Annotated in this window: 17 protein-coding genes; 6 read left to right on the forward strand and 11 right to left on the reverse strand. The window is 72.1% G+C overall.

The features are described from left to right. Positions 1–328 precede the first annotated feature (328 nt). The gene (recG, locus tag JOL79_RS05590) at positions 329–2527 is read right to left on the reverse strand and encodes an ATP-dependent DNA helicase RecG (RefSeq protein WP_210154554.1); all 2199 of its coding nucleotides are present in this window, start codon (positions 2525–2527) and stop codon (positions 329–331) included. A gap of 37 nt (positions 2528–2564) precedes the next feature. Further along, entirely contained in the window at positions 2565–4160 is a 1596-nt protein-coding gene (locus JOL79_RS05595; RefSeq protein ID WP_210154555.1) for a DAK2 domain-containing protein, read from the reverse strand. 208 nt (positions 4161–4368) lie between these two features. Between JOL79_RS05595 and rpmB the strand changes: the two genes are divergently transcribed. After that, on the forward strand, positions 4369–4554 hold the full coding sequence (gene rpmB / locus JOL79_RS05600) for a 50S ribosomal protein L28 (protein WP_036331350.1): 186 nt from the start codon (positions 4369–4371) through the stop codon (positions 4552–4554). Between the two features lie 109 nt (positions 4555–4663). Here rpmB and thiD read toward each other — a convergent pair whose 3' ends face one another. From thiD to JOL79_RS05615, 3 genes are all read right to left on the reverse strand, one after another. After that, positions 4664–5461, reverse strand: a complete 798-nt coding sequence (gene thiD, locus JOL79_RS05605) for a bifunctional hydroxymethylpyrimidine kinase/phosphomethylpyrimidine kinase (RefSeq protein WP_210154556.1) — start codon at positions 5459–5461, stop codon at positions 4664–4666. Between the two features lie 35 nt (positions 5462–5496). After that, positions 5497–6720: a hypothetical protein gene (locus JOL79_RS05610; RefSeq protein WP_210154557.1), complete on the reverse strand. Its 1224-nt coding sequence runs from the start codon at positions 6718–6720 to the stop codon at positions 5497–5499. Between the two features lie 70 nt (positions 6721–6790). After that, a complete protein-coding gene (locus JOL79_RS05615; protein WP_210154558.1) occupies positions 6791–7756 on the reverse strand; it encodes a thiamine-phosphate kinase in 966 nt (321 codons plus the stop codon). A gap of 47 nt (positions 7757–7803) precedes the next feature. On the opposite strand from JOL79_RS05615, the gene JOL79_RS05620 reads away from it, so the two are divergent. Continuing rightward, positions 7804–8037 carry an Lrp/AsnC family transcriptional regulator gene (locus JOL79_RS05620; protein ID WP_210154559.1) on the forward strand — a complete coding sequence of 78 codons (234 nt, stop codon included), beginning with the start codon at positions 7804–7806 and terminating at the stop codon, positions 8035–8037. A gap of 39 nt (positions 8038–8076) precedes the next feature. Beyond that, on the forward strand, positions 8077–8547 hold the full coding sequence (locus tag JOL79_RS05625; protein WP_230984243.1) for a DUF3515 family protein: 471 nt from the start codon (positions 8077–8079) through the stop codon (positions 8545–8547). On the opposite strand, the gene JOL79_RS05630 is transcribed toward JOL79_RS05625, so the two are convergent. The 4 genes from JOL79_RS05630 to JOL79_RS05645 form a co-directional block, all read right to left on the reverse strand. Further along, positions 8544–9659: a D-alanine--D-alanine ligase family protein gene (locus JOL79_RS05630; RefSeq protein ID WP_210154560.1), complete on the reverse strand. Its 1116-nt coding sequence runs from the start codon at positions 9657–9659 to the stop codon at positions 8544–8546. The genes JOL79_RS05625 and JOL79_RS05630 overlap by 4 nt on opposite strands. Positions 9660–9699: 40 nt before the next feature. Further along, complete coding sequence (locus JOL79_RS05635) at positions 9700–10929, reverse strand: trans-sulfuration enzyme family protein (protein ID WP_210154561.1); 1230 nt, start codon at positions 10927–10929, stop codon at positions 9700–9702. A 47-nt stretch (positions 10930–10976) separates the two neighbouring features. Further along, positions 10977–11984: an NAD(P)H-dependent glycerol-3-phosphate dehydrogenase gene (locus tag JOL79_RS05640; protein ID WP_210154562.1), complete on the reverse strand. Its 1008-nt coding sequence runs from the start codon at positions 11982–11984 to the stop codon at positions 10977–10979. Between the two features lie 68 nt (positions 11985–12052). After that, a complete protein-coding gene (locus JOL79_RS05645) occupies positions 12053–12904 on the reverse strand; it encodes a lysophospholipid acyltransferase family protein (RefSeq protein ID WP_307848337.1) in 852 nt (283 codons plus the stop codon). A gap of 77 nt (positions 12905–12981) precedes the next feature. Here JOL79_RS05645 and cofC point away from each other — a divergent pair, with 77 nt between their 5' ends. Further along, complete coding sequence (gene cofC, locus JOL79_RS05650; protein ID WP_210154563.1) at positions 12982–13617, forward strand: 2-phospho-L-lactate guanylyltransferase; 636 nt, start codon at positions 12982–12984, stop codon at positions 13615–13617. Between the two features lie 18 nt (positions 13618–13635). Here the strand turns inward: cofC and JOL79_RS05655 are convergent, their stop codons facing one another. After that, on the reverse strand, positions 13636–15114 hold the full coding sequence (locus tag JOL79_RS05655; RefSeq protein ID WP_210154564.1) for an MFS transporter: 1479 nt from the start codon (positions 15112–15114) through the stop codon (positions 13636–13638). A gap of 248 nt (positions 15115–15362) precedes the next feature. Here JOL79_RS05655 and JOL79_RS05660 point away from each other — a divergent pair, with 248 nt between their 5' ends. Then, positions 15363–16028 (forward strand): TetR/AcrR family transcriptional regulator, encoded by a 666-nt coding sequence (locus tag JOL79_RS05660; protein ID WP_307848338.1) that lies wholly within the window; start codon positions 15363–15365, stop codon positions 16026–16028. Positions 16029–16075: 47 nt separating this feature from the next. Next, complete coding sequence (locus tag JOL79_RS05665) at positions 16076–16276, forward strand: hypothetical protein (protein ID WP_210154566.1); 201 nt, start codon at positions 16076–16078, stop codon at positions 16274–16276. A gap of 85 nt (positions 16277–16361) precedes the next feature. Here JOL79_RS05665 and JOL79_RS05670 read toward each other — a convergent pair whose 3' ends face one another. Continuing rightward, positions 16362–16661 (reverse strand): HU family DNA-binding protein, encoded by a 300-nt coding sequence (locus JOL79_RS05670; protein WP_210154567.1) that lies wholly within the window; start codon positions 16659–16661, stop codon positions 16362–16364. Between the last annotated feature and the right edge of the window lie 2 nt (positions 16662–16663).

Consider the following 16663-nt stretch of genomic DNA (forward strand, 5'->3'; position numbering starts at 1 on the left):
GTGCGCGCCGGGGAGCGGCAAAATCGATCACAGTCAAGAGTGGGCAAGCGGCGGCGAGGAATGAGTAAGACCGGTATCGCGGGACCGCCCCGATCCGCATGATGAGTTCTGCGGCCTTCGAGGTGACCCAGGGGAAGGCCGGTCGGCGTGATCGTGAGCCCTTCCGCACGTCGGCGCCCTCGGCGACCTGACCCGAGGGTGGGCCCAGCCCTGGGACGGCATTCGGGGGGAGGCCGTCCCAGGGCTGGGCCCTGGGTCATTTGAGGAGCCGTTCCCGTGGCCCTCGGCCCAGAGGCCCTGCTGAGGCTCATTCAGACCCCCGGCGGCCTCAGGCCTTCTCCAGGAACTCCGCGCGTTCGCCGCCCACCACGACGTCGAGCTCGGCGCGCAGGGCGGGATGGGCGGCCAGCTCCGGATCGGCCGCCAGCAGCGCCGTGGCCTCCGTCCGGGCCGTCTCGATCACATCCTCGTCGCGCAGCAACTGGAGCAGCTTCAGCGACGACTTCCGGCCCGACTGGGCCGCACCCAGCACGTCGCCCTCCCTGCGCTGCTCCAGGTCGACCCGGGACAACGCGAATCCGTCCAGCGTCTCGGCCACCGCGTCGAGCCGCCGCCGGGCGGGGGTGCCTTCGGGCGCCTCGCTGACCAGCAGGCACAGCCCCGGCAGTCCGCCCCGGCCCACCCGGCCGCGCAACTGGTGCAGTTGCGAGACACCGAACCGGTCGGCATCCATGATCACCATGACGGACGAGTTGGGCACGTCCACCCCGACCTCGATCACCGTCGTCGCCACCACGACGTCGATCTCGCCCCCGGCGAAGGCCCGCATCACGGCGTCCTTCTCCTCCGGGGGCAGCTTGCCGTGCAGCACGCCGACCCGCAGCCCGTGGAGCGGCCCCTCGGCGAGCAGCTGCGCCACGTCGAGCACGGCCAGCGGTGGGCGACGCTCCCCGGCGTCCGTGTCCCCGGCGCCGTCCCCGTCCAGATCCACGTCTGCGTTCAGATCTCCCTCGTCGCCCTCCTGGTCGCCGATGCGCGGGCACACCACGTATGCCTGGCGGCCGAGGGCGACCTCCTCACGCACCCGCTGCCAGGCGCGGTCGAGGAAGTGCGGCTTGTCGGAGACGGGCACCACATGGGTGGTGATGGGAGCGCGCCCCGACGGCAGCTGGGAGAGCGTGGACACCTCGAGGTCGCCGAACACGGTCATGGCCACCGTGCGGGGAATGGGCGTGGCGGTCATGACGAGCACGTGCGGCCGCCCGCCGCCGCCCTTCTCCCGTAGCGCGTCGCGCTGCTCGACCCCGAACCTGTGCTGCTCGTCCACCACGACGAGGCCCAGGTCGGCGAACTGCACGCGCTCCTGCAGCACCGCGTGGGTGCCGATCACGATCCCGGCCGCGCCGGACGCCGCGTCGAGCAGCGCGGCCCTGCGGGCCGCCGCGCCCATGGAGCCGGTGAGCAGGGCGACGACGGTGCCGCCGAACATGCCGCCGGTGGCGAGGTCGCCCAGCATGCCGACGATCGACCGGTGATGCTGCTGCGCCAGCACCTCGGTGGGGGCGAGCAGCACCGCCTGCCCGCCCGAGTCGACGACCTGGAGCATGGCCCGCAGCGCCACCACGGTCTTGCCCGCGCCGACCTCCCCCTGCAGCAGCCGGTGCATGGGGTGCTCGCGGGCGAGATCGGCCGCGATCTCGTCGCCCACCTGCCGCTGGCCCTCCGTGAGCTGGAACGGCAACCTCTTGTCGAACTGGCCCAGCAGGCCGTCCTCACAGCCGGGGCGGGGCCGCGCCAGCCAGGCGGACGCCGCCATGCGCCGCCGCACGAGCACCGCCTGCAGCACGAACGCCTCGTCGAAGGCGAGCCTGGCCCGGGACCTGGCGAGGTCGCCGGGGTCCCTCGGCCGGTGGATGCCGCGCAGCGCGTCCTCGATCGCGGTCAGCCCGAGCCGGTCGCGCACGGCGGCGGGGACGGGGTCGTCCAGGCTGAGGACGTCGAGGACGGTCTGCACGGCTCTGCGGATCTTCCAGCTGGCCAGCCCCTGGGCCGACGGATAGATGGGCACCAGGGCGGAGGCGAACTCCGCCGCGGTCTCCGCCGACTCGTCGAACGACTCGTACTCCGGGTGGGTGAGCGAGACGCGCCTGGTCCTGGCCGTGGAGAAGACGTTGACCTTCCCCGAGAACATCGCCTCCGCTCCCGGCTTCAGCCGCTGCTCGGCCACGAAGGCCCCCTTGCCGAAGAAGGCGAGGTGGAGCCGGTCCTTGCCGTCGGTGACCTCGACGTCGAGCCAGGTGCCCTGCCGGTTCTTCATCGGGCGCCGCACCGCCGAGGAGACCTTGCCGACGACGGTGACGTGCTCGTCGTGCTCAAGGGAGGCGATGGGCGTCAGCTCACCGCGCCGCGCGTAGCGCCGGGGGTAGTGGCGCAGCAGCTCGCCGACCGTCGTGATGCCCAGCGCGCTCTCCAGCGGCGCCGCCGTGCGGCCCACCGCCTTCCGCAGCGGCTCGTCGAAGCTCGTCACGACACCCATTAGTACCCCGGCACGCCGACATTCCGGCTCACTCGACGCCGATGAGCAACGGATAACCGCCCTGCCCGCCCTCGTACACGACGATCTCGATGTCCGGCCGGGTCCGTTCCAGGTGGCCGCGCACGGCGTCAAGCAGGGCGGGCGGGGCGTCCAGACCGGTCACGAGGGTGACCATCTCGCTGCCGCCGGAGACCAGCCGGCCGGCGATCTCGACGGCGGTCGCGGCGAGGCCGCCGCCGATCAGCGCGACCTCGCCGTCGACCACGCCCAGCACGTCGCCGGGCCGGCAGATCCCCGCGCTGGTCACCGCCTCGCGGTCGGCCACCCACACGTGACCGTGGCGGGTGTGCCCGGCCACGTCGGTCATGGCCACCACGTCGTCGTCGAAGCGGCGCAGCGGATCGTGTACGGCGAGGGCGGCCAGGCCCTGGACGGACGCCCGGGTCGGCAGCACGCTGACGGTGGCGCCGCCCTCCCGGGCGATCTCCGCCGCGGCCACCGCGACGGCGTGGACCGCCTCGTCGTTCGGCAGCACGGCGACCTCCGCTCCGGCCTCGCGAACAGCTCCGAGCAGCGCCGCGAGGGACGGCGTGGCGCCTGGCTCGCGCCGGACGACCACGGCTCCCGCCTCGCGGAACAGCGCGGCGAGCCCGTCGCCCGCCGCGACGGCGACCACGCCGCGCCCGCCCGGCGTACTGTGCCCGCCCCGCCTACTGTGACCGCCTCCCGTCCCCGTCCCGTGTCCGCCCAGGTAGGTCACCCGGATGCGGTACGGCCGGCCGGCGGCGAGCCCCGCCTCGATCGCCGCTCCGGCGTCGTCGACGTGGACGTGCACATTCCAGAGCCCGTCGCCGCCGACGATCACGAGGCTGTCGCCCAGGGCGTCCAGTTCGGCCCGCAGGCGCTCCACCTGCCCGGGACCGGCGTCGAGGAGGTACATGACCTCGTATCCGGGGCCGTCGTCCGGCTCCGCGACGATCTTCTCGGTGGGCGCGGGCACCTCGTGCCGGTCGCTGTACGCCTCCGACACCACCTCGGCGAGGCTCTCCAGCATGATGACGAGACCCGCCGCGCCCGCGTCGACCACGCCGTTGTGGGCCAGCACGTCGAGCTGCCCGGTCGTGCTCCGCAGCGCGCGGCGCGCCTCCGCGGCCGCGCGCCCCGTCACGTCGACGAGGTCGCCGGAGGCCTCCTCCACCGCGCGGGCGACCGCCGCCAGCACGGTGAGGACGGTGCCCTCGACCGGGCGGGCCACCGCGGCCCTGGCCAGCTCCGACGCGTGGCGGAACGCCTCGCGCAGGTCGGCCCCGCCGCCCTCCGCCTCCCCGAGCACCTCGGCCAGGCCGCCGATCGCCTGGCTGACGATCACTCCGGAGTTGCCCCTCGCGCCGATCAGCGCGCCGCGCGCCAGCGCCGGCCAGACCCGGTCGGCACCGGCGTCCGCGGGCACCTCGTCCAGCGCCTCGGCGGCGGCCAGAAGCGTGCGGTGGAGGTTGGTGCCCGTGTCGCCGTCCGGCACGGGGAACACGTTGAGAGCGTCGATCTCCGTCCGGGCCCGCCCCAGCGCCTCGGCGCAGCGCCGGGCCCACCGCCGGACCGCGGGGCCGTCGAGCACCTTCAGCATCGGCCCCGTCCTTCCCTCCCGGTGCGTCCGGGCCCGGCATGCGCTAGCGTTGGCCGGACGAGATTATCGCCGTTCACCGCGATCCCCATTTGGCGTGGACCGGTGGACATCGGATATCCTCGTACGGCCAGCCGGTTGTCCCGGCATTGCTCGGATGAGCCGCTGTACCGGCGCCGGGCCGATCGACTGATCTAAAGGAGCGATTACCGTGGCTTCCGTCTGCGACGTCTGCGCCAAGAAGCCGATTTTCGGCAACAACGTCTCCCACTCGCACCGCCGCACCCGCCGCCGCTGGAACCCGAACATCCAGACCGTGCGCGCGGTGGTCAACGGGACGCCGAAGCGGATGAACGTGTGCACCTCGTGCATCAAGGCGGGCAAGGTCTCGCGCTGACGCCTCACACTCGCTGAGCCCGCCACCGACCGGTGGCGGGCTTTCGCGTGCCTGCCGCTCGTCTTCCCCAGGCTCGTCGTTCCCGGCTCGTCCCGGGAGGACGGCTCGATCAGGACCGGCGCAGGCGCCAGCCGTGGTCGACGGGGCCGATGCCGGCGCCCAGCGGGAAGCCGTGCTCGATGGCCCCCGTGACGTACTCCTTCGCCCGCCGTACCGCCTCCGGAACGTCGTCCCCCAGGGCGAGGCAGGAGGCGACGGCGGAGGCCAGCGTGCAGCCGGTGCCGTGCGTGTGCCGGTTGTCGTGGCGCTCGGACCGGAAGCGGTGCTCGCTCGTCCCGTCCGTGAGCAGGTCGACCGGATCACCCGGCAGATGGCCGCCCTTGATCAGCGCCCAGCGGGGGCCGAGGGCCAGCACGGCCTCCGCCGCCCGGAGCAGGTCGTCCTCGTCTTCGACCTTGACGCCGGTGAGTTGCTCGACCTCCCAGAGATTGGGGGTGACCACGGTGGCCGCCGGCAGCAGCAGCGACTTCACCGTCGACACGGCGGCGGGCTCAAGCAGGCTGTCTCCGTGCTTCGACACGCCCACAGGGTCGACCACGACGGGCACGGTCACCCCTGACAGCACCTCGGCGACGGTCTCCACGAGGACGGGCGAGGCCAGCATGCCGGTCTTGACGGCCTGTGCCCCGATGTCGCCCAGCACCGAGTCGAGCTGGGCCCGGACGGCCTCCGGAGGAAGCTCCCAGTAGCCCTGCACGCCGACGGAGTTCTGCGCGGTCACCGCCGCGATCACGCTCATGCCGTGCACCCCTAGGGCGAGCATCGTCTTCAGATCGGCCTGGATGCCGGCGCCGCCGCCCGAGTCGGAACCGGCGATCGTCAGGACGCGTGGAGGGGTGATGGTCATGCACCCATCCAATCAGGCCCCGAACCGGGGCCGCCTCACCAGCCGCGGCGGTCGTCCGTCGTGACGCTGCACTCGCCCTGGTCAAGCGTGCACCGGTCCGGCGTGCCGGGGTCACCCTCGGCGACGAACGACACCCGCAGCGACTCACCTTCCCCGAGCGGCCGGGGCGAGCTGATGACGAGCGTGTCTCCCTGCTGCCGCCACTGCGCGCCCGCGAGGCTCAGCACGCGGCCGCCCACGGGAAGCCGGACCGACCAGGAGCCGAGCCTGGCCGCCTCGTTGCGCACCGACAGGCTGGCCGAGTATCCGTTCCGTCCCCGGGACGACACCGAGAGGTCCACGTGGACTCCCGGTCCGGCGGACGCGTCCGCCTGCGTGGGCCGGTCGGCGCCGCCGCCGCCCTGGTCACCGGCCTGATCGCTGTCCTGTCCACTGCCCGGGGCCTGGGCGTTCCCGCCGATCTGCCCCTTCATGTGATCGCGTCCCTGCCCCTGCGACTGGCCCTGCGACTGGCTCTGATCCTGCGACTGGGACGGGCCGGTGGAGTTCTCCGAGACGGCGTCTCCCACGTCCCCGCCGTTCGCGCCGTTCGCTGTGTCCCCGCCGTGCGGGACGGACGTACGGGACGTGGAGTGCTGCTCGCCGAGCGGCCGGGTGTCATCGGAGGACGCGTCCCGGGTGCCTTCGGCCCCGCCCGCGGGCGGCTTCACGGCGCCCGTCCCGGCGCCGTCACGGTGACCGGTCGAACGGGCCGGGGACGCCGAGGGGGTGGGAGCGCCCTCGGGGCTCGCCGCGTTCTGGTCGTTCGCGTCCGATCCGCCCGCGGCGGCGGACGGGGTCGCAGCCGCGCCGCCACGTGCCAGGAGCCCGTGCGAGGCGGTGCCCGCTGGAGGTTCGAGCGTCAGGGTCGTCCGCCCGGCCATCAGGCGGACCCCGCCGACGGTCACGCCGACGGCCAGGAACACGGACATGGCGGAGACGAGCGCCATCCGGCGCATCCGCCTGGACGGCTCGGGCGCCTCCCGCGAGGCGGAGCCGTGGAAACCGGCGCGGGTCCCGCGGCCGGTCGCCTTCGCCGGGTCGCTCCAGGCCGAGCCGAGGAAGCCGCGGCGCGACGCGTCCTCGGCCTCCAGCCGCTCAGGCGACAGTTCCTCGAAGCCCAGGGTCCGCGCACCGTCGTCGTCGGACGCGGACCATTCGGCGCCCCCTTGCGGGAGCGGCCCCTCGTCGGCCTGTCGTCCTGCCTTGTGACGCCCCATGGCGGTCCTTCCTGTCGGCGACCGCCATACTTAATAACAGATCTAATACACCTTTGTCACAAGCTTCACATCAATCACGAAAGTGATCCCAACCCCCCTCTTTCAGGGTGCGCCCTCGCACGCGTACCCCCTCACCTGCGACGACGTCGCCTATCACGGTCCATTCGGGCGGCAGTGACACGCCCGCGGGAAAGACCGCGGCGAGGGCGTGATCCTCGCCACCGGTCAGCGCCCACTCGACCGGATCGGCTCCGAGGAGCCCCGCCGCCCGCGCCAGCAGCGGCGGGATCGGCAGCGCGGCGGGATCGACGACGATCCCCACGCCGCTCGCGTCCGCGATGTGGCCGAGGTCCTGGACCAGCCCGTCGCTCACGTCCAGCATGGCCGTCGCACCGAGACGGGCCGCCTCCGGCCCGCACGCGTACGGCGGCCGGGGCCGGCGGTGGGCGCCGACCAGCTCGTCGAGGCCGTCCACGGCCCCGCGGCCCGCCTGCAGCAGCGCGAGCCCCGCGGCCGCGTGCCCGAGACGGCCGGCGACCGCGACGGTCTGGCCCGGCGCGGCCCCGCCGCGGCGAACCGGAGACCGGCCGCCGAGGTCGCCGAGCGCCGTGACCCCGAGCACGACGACGTCGGATCGGGCGATGTCCCCTCCGGCGACCGACGCGCCGACCAGGTCGCACTCGTCCCTGAACCCGTCGGTCAGCGCGTCGAGCCAGCCTGTGTCCACGTCACCGGGCAGCCCGAGACCGACCACCAGGGCCGTCGGGTCCGCGCCCATGGCAACGATGTCGGCAAGGTTCTGTGCGGCGGCTTTGCTCCCGATGTCATACCCACTGGACCAATCGCGGCGGAAGTGCCTACCCTCGATCAGCAGATCCGTACTCACCACCACTCGTCCGTCGGGGGCCCTGAGGACCGCGGCGTCGTCGCCGGGGCCGAGCAGTACGGCCGCTCCTTGCGGAAGTCGTCCTGAAATACGCTGGATTGCTCCGAATTCGCCGAGATCTCCGACTGTGATGGCACACCCCTTGTGCATTCGAGGTACGGTTACGCTCCGGCACTGATCTCTACCCGGAGGGCATCATGGTGCAGGCCTACATCCTCATCCAGACCGAGGTCGGCAAGGCGGCCAATGTGGCCGGGCAGATCTCCGGGATACCCGGCGTCACGCAGGCCGAGGATGTCACCGGCCCGTACGACGTGATCGTCCGGGCCGAGGCGCGCAACGTCGACGAGCTGGGCAAGCTCGTGGTGGCCAAGATCCAGGGCGTGGAGGGCATCACCCGCACGCTGACCTGCCCGATCGTCCACATCTGACCTGAGGTCGCGGGGCGGGCGGAGCCGAACGGGGAAGCGATGCGGGCAATGATCGTCGTGGCGCGGCCGGCCGTGCTCCTGACCGCCGGGCTTCTTGCCACGGCGCTCCTGACCACGGTCGCCGGGTGCTCGTCGACCGTCCGGGTGGAGCCGCCCCGCCCCACGGGCGACGCGGCCGCCGCCTGCCGGGCGCTCGACGCGGCCCTCCCCCGGACCGTCGACGGCCTCGACCGGGTCGCCACCGAGCCCCCCTCCCCGTACGTGGCGGTGTGGGGTGAGGGGGAGATCGCCCTGCGGTGCGGGGTCGACCGGCCCGCCACGATGGCCCCCACCGCGGAGGTCTCCGACATCAACGGGGTCGGCTGGTTCCAGGACCCCCGCGTCCCCACGCTGTTCACGGCCGTCAACCGGGTGGCGTACGTCGAGGTGACCGTCTCCCGGGCACACGCGCCGGGAGACGTCCTGGTCGACCTGGCCACCCCGATCAAGGCGAAGGTCCCGGAGGGCTAGCGGAGCCCGGCCGGCCGGGCGAGCGCGAGCTGGATGAGCCGGTCGACGAGGTCCGCGTACGGCAGGCCCGTCACGGCCCACAGCTGCGGCGCGACCGACAGCGAGGTGAACCCCGGCATCGTGTTGATCTCGTTGACGATCAGTTCGCCCGAGGGCGTGTAGAAGAAGTCGACCCGGGCGAGCCCCTCACAGTCGAGCGCCTCGAACGCCCGCACCGCCATCGCGCGCAGGGTCTCGGTCGCCGCCTCGGGGATGCGGGCGGGCGCGTCGAGCGCCATCTGGTCGGGGTAGTACTTCGCCTCGAAGTCGAAGAACTCGTGCTCACCCCGCACGAGCACCTCTCCGGGCAGGCTGGCCTCCGGGCCGGTGTCCCCGAGCGACTGCAGCACGGCGCACTCGATCTCCCGGCCCACGATGGCGGCCTCGACCAGCACCTTCGGGTCGTGCTCACGCGCCGCCTCCACGGCGGCCTCCAGCGACTCCTGGTCGTGGGCCTTGCTGATGCCCTGGGAGGAGCCGGCGCGGGCCGGCTTGACGAAGACGGGCCAGCCCAGTTGCTCGATCTCCTTGAGCACCCGGCTGCGGTCGAGCCGCCAGTCACGGTCGCGGATCACCACGAACGGGCCCACGGGCAGCCCCGCCGCCCGCAGCACGAGCTTCATGTACGCCTTGTCCATGCCGACCGCGCTGGCCAGCACGCCGGAGCCGACGTAGCGGACACCGGCCATCTCCAGCAGTCCCTGGATGGTGCCGTCCTCGCCGAAAGGGCCGTGCATGACCGGGAAGACGACGTCGACGCGACCGAGCGAGCTGGGGATGTCACCGGGCTTGAGCGCGATCAGCGACCCCGTTTCTGACGGGAGCGCGAGAGCCGCGCCGCTGTCGTCGACCTCCGGGAGCCGCCCCGACTCGATGGCGTACGTCTGGTTGTCCGTGGCCAGCACCCAGCGCCCGTCGCGGGCGATTCCGATGGGGACGACCTCGTATTTCGTCCGGTCGATGGCCTCCAGGACACTCCCCGCGCCCATGAGGGAGACGGCGTGCTCGGAATTGCGGCCACCGAAGACGACTGCCACGCGCACGCGCGAGGGAGACTCGCGTTCCTCGTTCATGATGCCCGAATCTACCGTGTTCGCCGGGCATAACGGCTTGTCAGCCGCGCGCCGGACTCGTGGCGCCCAACGTGTCGAGCGCCTGCGTCACGTCGAGGACGAGATCGTCCCCGTCCTCCAGGCCGATGGAGAAGCGCACGGCGCCCGCGTCGACGCCGGAGAGCGCCTCGTCCGAACGGACCGCGGAGGCGAGGTGGGTGGCCCGGGTGTACGTGCCGCCCATGGACGACGCGATGCCGATCAGCCGCAGCTTGTTCACGAGCGCCGCGCCCGCCTCGTAGCCGCCGTGCGGGATGACCGTGACGCACGCGCCGAAGCGGGTGCCCTCGGGACCGAAGTCGAACAGCATGCGGGCGAGCTGGTGGCCGGGGTGGGCGGGCAGCCCCGGATAGTCCACGTGGCGCACGGCCGGATGCTTGGCGACCGCCGCGGCGAACTCCATCGCGGTCGAACACATCCTGCGGACCCGGAGGGTCAGCGTCTCCAGGCCGCGCCGCAGCAGGAAGGCGTCGTCCGGGGAGAGCGAGGCCCCGGTGTCGATACGGGTCTCCCGGAGCTGCGCCACCAGGTCGGGACGGCCCACCACCACTCCCCCCGTGCAGTCGTCGTGACCGCCGAGGTATTTGGTGGCCGAGTGGACGACGAGGTCGGCGCCGTGCTCAAGCGGCCGGCACACGACCGGCGTGGCGGCGGTGGAGTCGACGACCAGGAGGGCGCCGGCCTCCCGGGCGATCTGGTAGAGCCCCCGGATGTCGGCCACCGTCATCGCCGGGTTGGCCAGGGTCTCGGCGTACACGATCTTGGTGGACGACCGGACGGCCGCGCGCACCCGGCGCAGGTCGGAGTAGTCGACGAAGTCGGAGGTCACCCCGAACCTGGCGAGCACGCTGCTCAGCAGCGAGTACGTCCCGCCGTAGAGGGGCGCGGGCGCCACCACGTGCGCCCCCGCCCGAAGGAAGGTCATGAAGACGGCGTTCACCGCCGCCATCCCGGAGGAGAAGGCCTCGCCCGCGACGTCTTCGGGCGCCGCGGCCCCTTCCAGCGCGGCCACCGCCGCCGCGAAGGCCGCGACGGTCGGGTTGTCGTGGCGGCCGTAGGCGAAGCCGGGACGGCGGCCCGCGAGCACGTCGCCGTACTCGGCGGAGCTCTCGAAGCCCCAGGCGGCCGAGCGCCACACGGGCTGCCCGATCGGCACCTGGCGGGGCAGCGGCGGAGAGGGCAGCCGGACCGACCGCGAGTTCTCCCCGAGTTTCCTGCGGCTGCGCCTCATCTGCGGCTCATCTGGCTCGCCTGTGGCTCATCTGTGGCTCACCGTGGTCACACGCCGTAGCGCTCGGGTTTGGGGGTCCGTGACATCAGCAGCATCGCGGCCTCGCTGGGGGTCATGCCGTCGTGCACGACACCGACGACCACTTCGGTGATGGGCATCTCCACGTCGTGCTTCCTGGCCAGTTCGAGCACGGACTCGCAGGACTTGACCCCTTCGGCCGTCTGCCTGGTCGCCGCGACGACCTCCGCCAGGGTCATCCCGCGTCCCAGATTCTCGCCGAAGGTGCGGTTGCGCGACAACGGAGATGTACAAGTCGCTATGAGATCCCCCATTCCGGCCAGGCCGGCGAAGGTGTGCTGGTCGGCTCCCAGCGCGGCGCCCAGGCGGGCGATCTCGGCGAGCCCGCGCGTCATGAGCGTCGCGCGGACGTTGTCGCCCAGGCCCATGCCGGCCGACACGCCGACGGCCAGGGCGATGACGTTCTTGACCGCGCCGCCCAGCTCGACGCCGATCACGTCCGGATTGGTGTACGTGCGGAACCACGGCAGGTGGCAGGCCTCCTGCAGCCTGGCCGCCACCGCCTCGTCCCGGCAGGCGACCACGGCCGCGGCCGGCTGCCGCTGGGCCAGCTCGCCCACCAGGTTGGGGCCGGAGACGACGGCCACCCGGCTCTCCGGGACGTCGGCCACCTCGCAGATGACCTCGCTCATCCGCTTGCAGGTGCCCAGCTCGACGCCCTTCATCAGGCTGACCAGCACGGCGTCGTCCGGGACCGCGTGCCGCCAGGTGAGAAGGTTGGCCCGGAGGGTCTGCGCCGGGACGGCGAGGACCACGAAGTCGGCGCCCTCCATCGCGGCGACCGGGTCGGTCGTCGCCCGCAGCGTCTCGGGCAGGGCCACCCCGGGGAGATACTCCGGGTTCTCGTGCCCACTGTTGATCGCGTCCACGACCGCCGCCCGGCGTCCCCACAGGGTGGTGCGGGTGCCCGCCTCCGCCAGGATCATCGCGAACGTGGTGCCCCACGAGCCCGTACCGAAAACGACCGCACTGCTCACAGGTCGCACCCACTCCTGTCGTTCTCCGGGGCCCGACATCGGGCCCCGCCCTTCACCGTACGTCCCTCTCAGCGGCCCGCGGCGTCGCGAGGGTCGTACGGAGTCTCCGGCGCCTTCTCGTCCCGGATCTGCGCCAGCAGGTCGGTGATGGCCGCCATGATGTCCGCCGTGGCCTCCCGCAGGACCGAGGCCCGCATGGGCTTCCCGGCGTACTTGGACAGGTCGACCGGCGGCCCGGCCAGCACGTGGAAGGTGGTGCGGGGGAACAGCCGCGGCTTCGTCTCCCCGTACGGCAGGAAGTCCTGCGCGCCCCAGTGGGCGATGGGGATCACGGGGACGCCGGTGGCGAGGGCCAGCCGGGCGACGCCGGTCTTGCCGGCCATGGGCCACTTGGCCGGGTCACGGGTGATCGTGCCCTCGGGGTAGAACAGGATGGCCGCGCCGTTCCGCAACCGCTCCTCGGCGGTCTTCAGCGACTGCGTCGCCTCCGTGCTGCCCCGCTCGACCGGGATCGCCTGCCATTGGGCGATGGCGTGGCCGAGGACGGGAATTCTGAACAGCCCCGCCTTGGCGAGGATCGTGGGCCAGCGCCCGTTGTTGTAGAGGTAGTGCGAGAGCAGCACCGGGTCGGACCACGAGAGGTGGTTGACCGCGAGGATCACGCCGCCGGTGCGCGGCAGGTTCTCCCCGCCGCCCCACCGGTGCCTCATCAGCAACCGCGACAGCGGCTTGACGATGGCGGCGATCAGGTACTCCCAGAAGCGCGGCGGACGCCCGGCCCTGCGGCCGACGGGCCGGGCGGAGTTCCCCCGCGTCGCGGGGGCGGCCGGAACGGCGGGCGGATCGGCGGGGGCCGTCTCGGCGGGGACGCCTGAGGATCGTTCCTCCGCGCCGGGCACTGGCTCACTGGGATGGGTCACTGGATCTCCAAAATCACCGGATGCGGGACAAGTCTCCCGGTTGTCCCCGCAGGATGTCGAGGCGGGATGCTACAGGTATGCACCTGGCGCGATGGTCCATTGTCATCCCCGTCAAGACTCTGATCCGGGCAAAGACCCGCCTGGCCGGCGCGGCAGGGCCGTACCGGACCGATCTGGCGGTGGCGGTGGCGAGCGACACGGTGACGGCGGCCCTGTCCGGCCGGCCGGTGGCCCGGGTGATCGTGGTCACGGCCGACCCGCTGCCCGCGGAGCGGCTGGCGGCCCTGGGCGCCCACGTCGTGCGCGACCCCGATCGCGGGCTCAACGCGGCGCTGCGCGCGGGCGCCGCAGAGGCGGTGCGGATCGCGCCCGGCGACGCGATCGGCGCGCTCCAGGCGGATCTGCCCGCGCTGCGCCCGGCCGAGCTGGAGACGGTCCTGCTCGCGGCCGCGCAGCACGAGCAGTCGTTCGTCCCCGACGCGGCCGACGTCGGGACGACGTTCTACGGGGTGCTGCCGGGAGTGCCGTTCCGGCCGGGATTCGGCGGCGAGTCGCGGGCCCGGCACCTGTCGGGCGGGGCGAAGGAGCTCGTCTTGGAGGGCGTCGCGTCGGTGCGTCGGGACGTCGACACCGTGGAGGATCTGCGCGAGGCCCTCGCGCTGGGGGTGGGCCCGGCCACCGCGGCGGTCGCCCCCCTCATCGGGCTCGGCTGAGCGGGCCCGGAGGGGGCGTCACGCGGCCAGGCTCCCGGCCTCCTCGGGGTGCTCCTCGCGCGCCCGCTTCGGCAGCAGGAAGGCCACCGCGAACGTCGTGACCAGCATGCCGGCCACGACCCACAGCGTGATCTTCATGGCGTCGCCGAAACTCGCCGGAGTGGGGACCGTCCCCAGCAGGTTGAAGAAGATCGTGCCGAGGAGGGCCACCCCGAAGGCGTTGCCGAGTTGCTGGACGGCTGTGAGGGTGCCGGACGCCGAGCCGGTCTCGTGCTGCTCGACCCCGGCGAGCACGATGTCGAAGAACGGCGCCATGAGCAGGCCCATCCCGATGCCGCTCACGACCAGGGCCGGGGTCAGCTGCCACGGGGTGACCTGCAGCCCGGCCGAGTCGATGGTGAACAGCGTGGCGAGCACGCCCAGCGTCATGAGCGCCGTGCCGCCGTGCAGCACCTTCCGGCCGAACTTCTGCACGGCCTGGGCGACGCCGAAGCCGACGATCATGCCGGCCGACCAGGGCACCATCGCCAGGCCCGCCTTGAGCGTGGAGTAGTGCAGGCCGAGCTGGGTGTACAGGTTGAAGGCCAGCATGAAGCCCGCCATGCCGGAGAAGAACACCATGCCGGTGAGCAGGCCGCCGGTGAAGGCGCGCTTGCGGAACAGGCTCGGCACGATCAGCGGATCGCCGCCGCCGCGGCTCTTGCGCGACTGGAGCAGGCCGAACACGGCGAAGACGACGACCGACGCGGCCAGCATGACGAACGCCCAGGCGGGCCAGTCGTGCTCGCGGCCCTGGACCAGCGGATAGATCACCAGGAAGCCGCCGAGCGAGGCGAGGATCACTCCGGGCACGTCGAGCCGGAGCGGATGCGCCGAGCGGGATTCCAGCAGGAAGACCATGCCGGCGACCAGGGCGGCCAGGCCCAGCGGCAGGTTGATCAGGAAGATCATCCGCCATCCGGTGCCGAAGAAGTCGGAGTCCACGAGCCATCCGGCGAGGATCGGGCCGCCGACGGCGGACAGGCCCATGATCGGCCCGAACATGCCGAAGGCGGACTGCATCTCCTTGGGCGGGAAGATCTCCTTGATCATGCCGAGGCCCTGGGGCAGCATGACCGCGCCGAAGAGTCCCTGGAGGACGCGGGCGCCGATGAGCGTCTCGGGCGACTGCGCGACCGCGCACAGCAGCGATCCGAGGGTGAATCCCGCCGCGCCGATCAGGAACATCCGCTTGCGCCCGAAGATGTCGCCGAGGCGCCCTCCGGTGATCAGGCCGACGGCCATGGACAGGGTGTAGGCCGCGCCCATCCACTGGATGGTGGCCGCGGATCCGCCGAGATCGGCCCGCATGGCGGGCGCGGCGATGTTGGTGACCATCGCGTCGAGGAGATCCATGATCTCCGCCGCGAGGATCACCATGAGCGCCGCCCACCGCCACCGGTAGGGCGCCGCCTCCGCGTCCGGCGGGGACGCGGTCGTCTGCACGGTGCTCGACATCTCTCTCTCCTTCTGAACACTGTTCACGATAAAGTGAGCAGCGTTCTACCATCGATCAGTGTTCTTCGAGAAGTGCGGTGTTCATACGATATATCTCGTTCGAGGGCCGCACAAGATATATCTCGTTGAACGAGCAGCGTTCGCTGAGGGAAGCACTGTTCACTACAATGGACGGCGAACCGCGGGAGGTCCTGATGAGCCAGCCGGACATTCCCCCATCGCCGTGGGGGCGCCCGAGGAAGCGGCCGGTGCCGGTGCGGCATCCGCTGACCCGCGACCGCATCGTCGACGCCGCCTTCACGGTGCTCGACCGGGAGGGCTACGACGGGCTGAGCATGCGCCAGGTGGCCGCGGAGCTCGATGTCGCCGTCTCGGCCCTGTACGCCCACGTGAGCGGCAAGGACGAGCTGCTGGAGCTGATGTATCACCGCCTCTTCGAGGGCGTCGAGCTGCCGGCGCCCGACCCGGCCAGGTGGCAGGAGCAGGTCAAGGACTACATGCGCGCCGGACGGGCCCGGCTGCGGGAACACCGCGACATGGCGCGGATCTCCATGAGCCAGGTGCCGTTCACGGCCGAGTTGCTCCCCCACGTGGAGCAACTGCTGGCGATCATCCGGAGCGCCGGTCTGCCCGACCGGGTCGCGGCGCTCGCCGGCGATCTCCTGTCGGTGTTCATGGAGGGGTTCACCCTTGAGGAGTCGATCTGGCAGGAGCGCTACCGCGACATGGACGAGGAGTCCTGGAACGCCATGCGCTCGGAGATCCAGGAGTATTTCGCGTCGCTGCCCCCCGACCGGTTCCCCAACCTCGTGGCGGTCGCCGGCCTGATGGCGGACGAGTCGAACGACTACCGGTTCGAGCTCGGGATGGAGATCATCATCCGCGGTCTCGCCTCGTACGTCGGCGAGAAGTGACGCGCGCGCCCGGAGGCGGAAAGGGAGGGCACGGGTACCCTCGACACGTGCAGGCGACCGTGAAGACCTTCGACCCGGAGACCCGGGCGGGGTCGCTGTTCCTCGACGACGGGACGGAGATCCCGTTCGGCGCGGCGGCGTTCGACGCCGGTCCGCTGCTGCTCCTGCGCTCCGGGCAGCGGGTGAACATCGCGCTGACCGGCGGCCGGGTGACCTACGTGACGCTGTCCACGTTCCCCGTGCCCTGAGGGCGCCTACCCTGGGGCGGCAATGCGAACGGCGTCCGGACGAAGGTCCGAACGCCGTTCCCGTCTGAAGCGGTGGTCCAGGTGTCTACTTCTTCCGCGCGGACGCCTTGCCGCCCGCGTTCACCTGCTCCTTGAAATCCGCGCCCGGCCGGAACCTGGGCGCCCAGCTCTCCGCCACCTTGATCGGGTCGCCGGTCGAAGGGTTGCGAGCAGTACGGGCGGGCTTGTGCACCATCTCAAAGGCGCCGAATCCGGTTATCGAGACCTTGTCGCCGCTGGCGACCGCGCCCTGGATGGCGTCCAGCACGGCGTTGACCGCCTCCGTGGCCGTCTTCCTGTCTCCGACACGGTCCGCGATCGCGTCGACGAGTTCCTTCTTGTTCATTT

This window comes from Microbispora oryzae, from assembly GCF_017896165.1.
Taxonomy (GTDB): domain Bacteria; phylum Actinomycetota; class Actinomycetes; order Streptosporangiales; family Streptosporangiaceae; genus Microbispora; species Microbispora oryzae.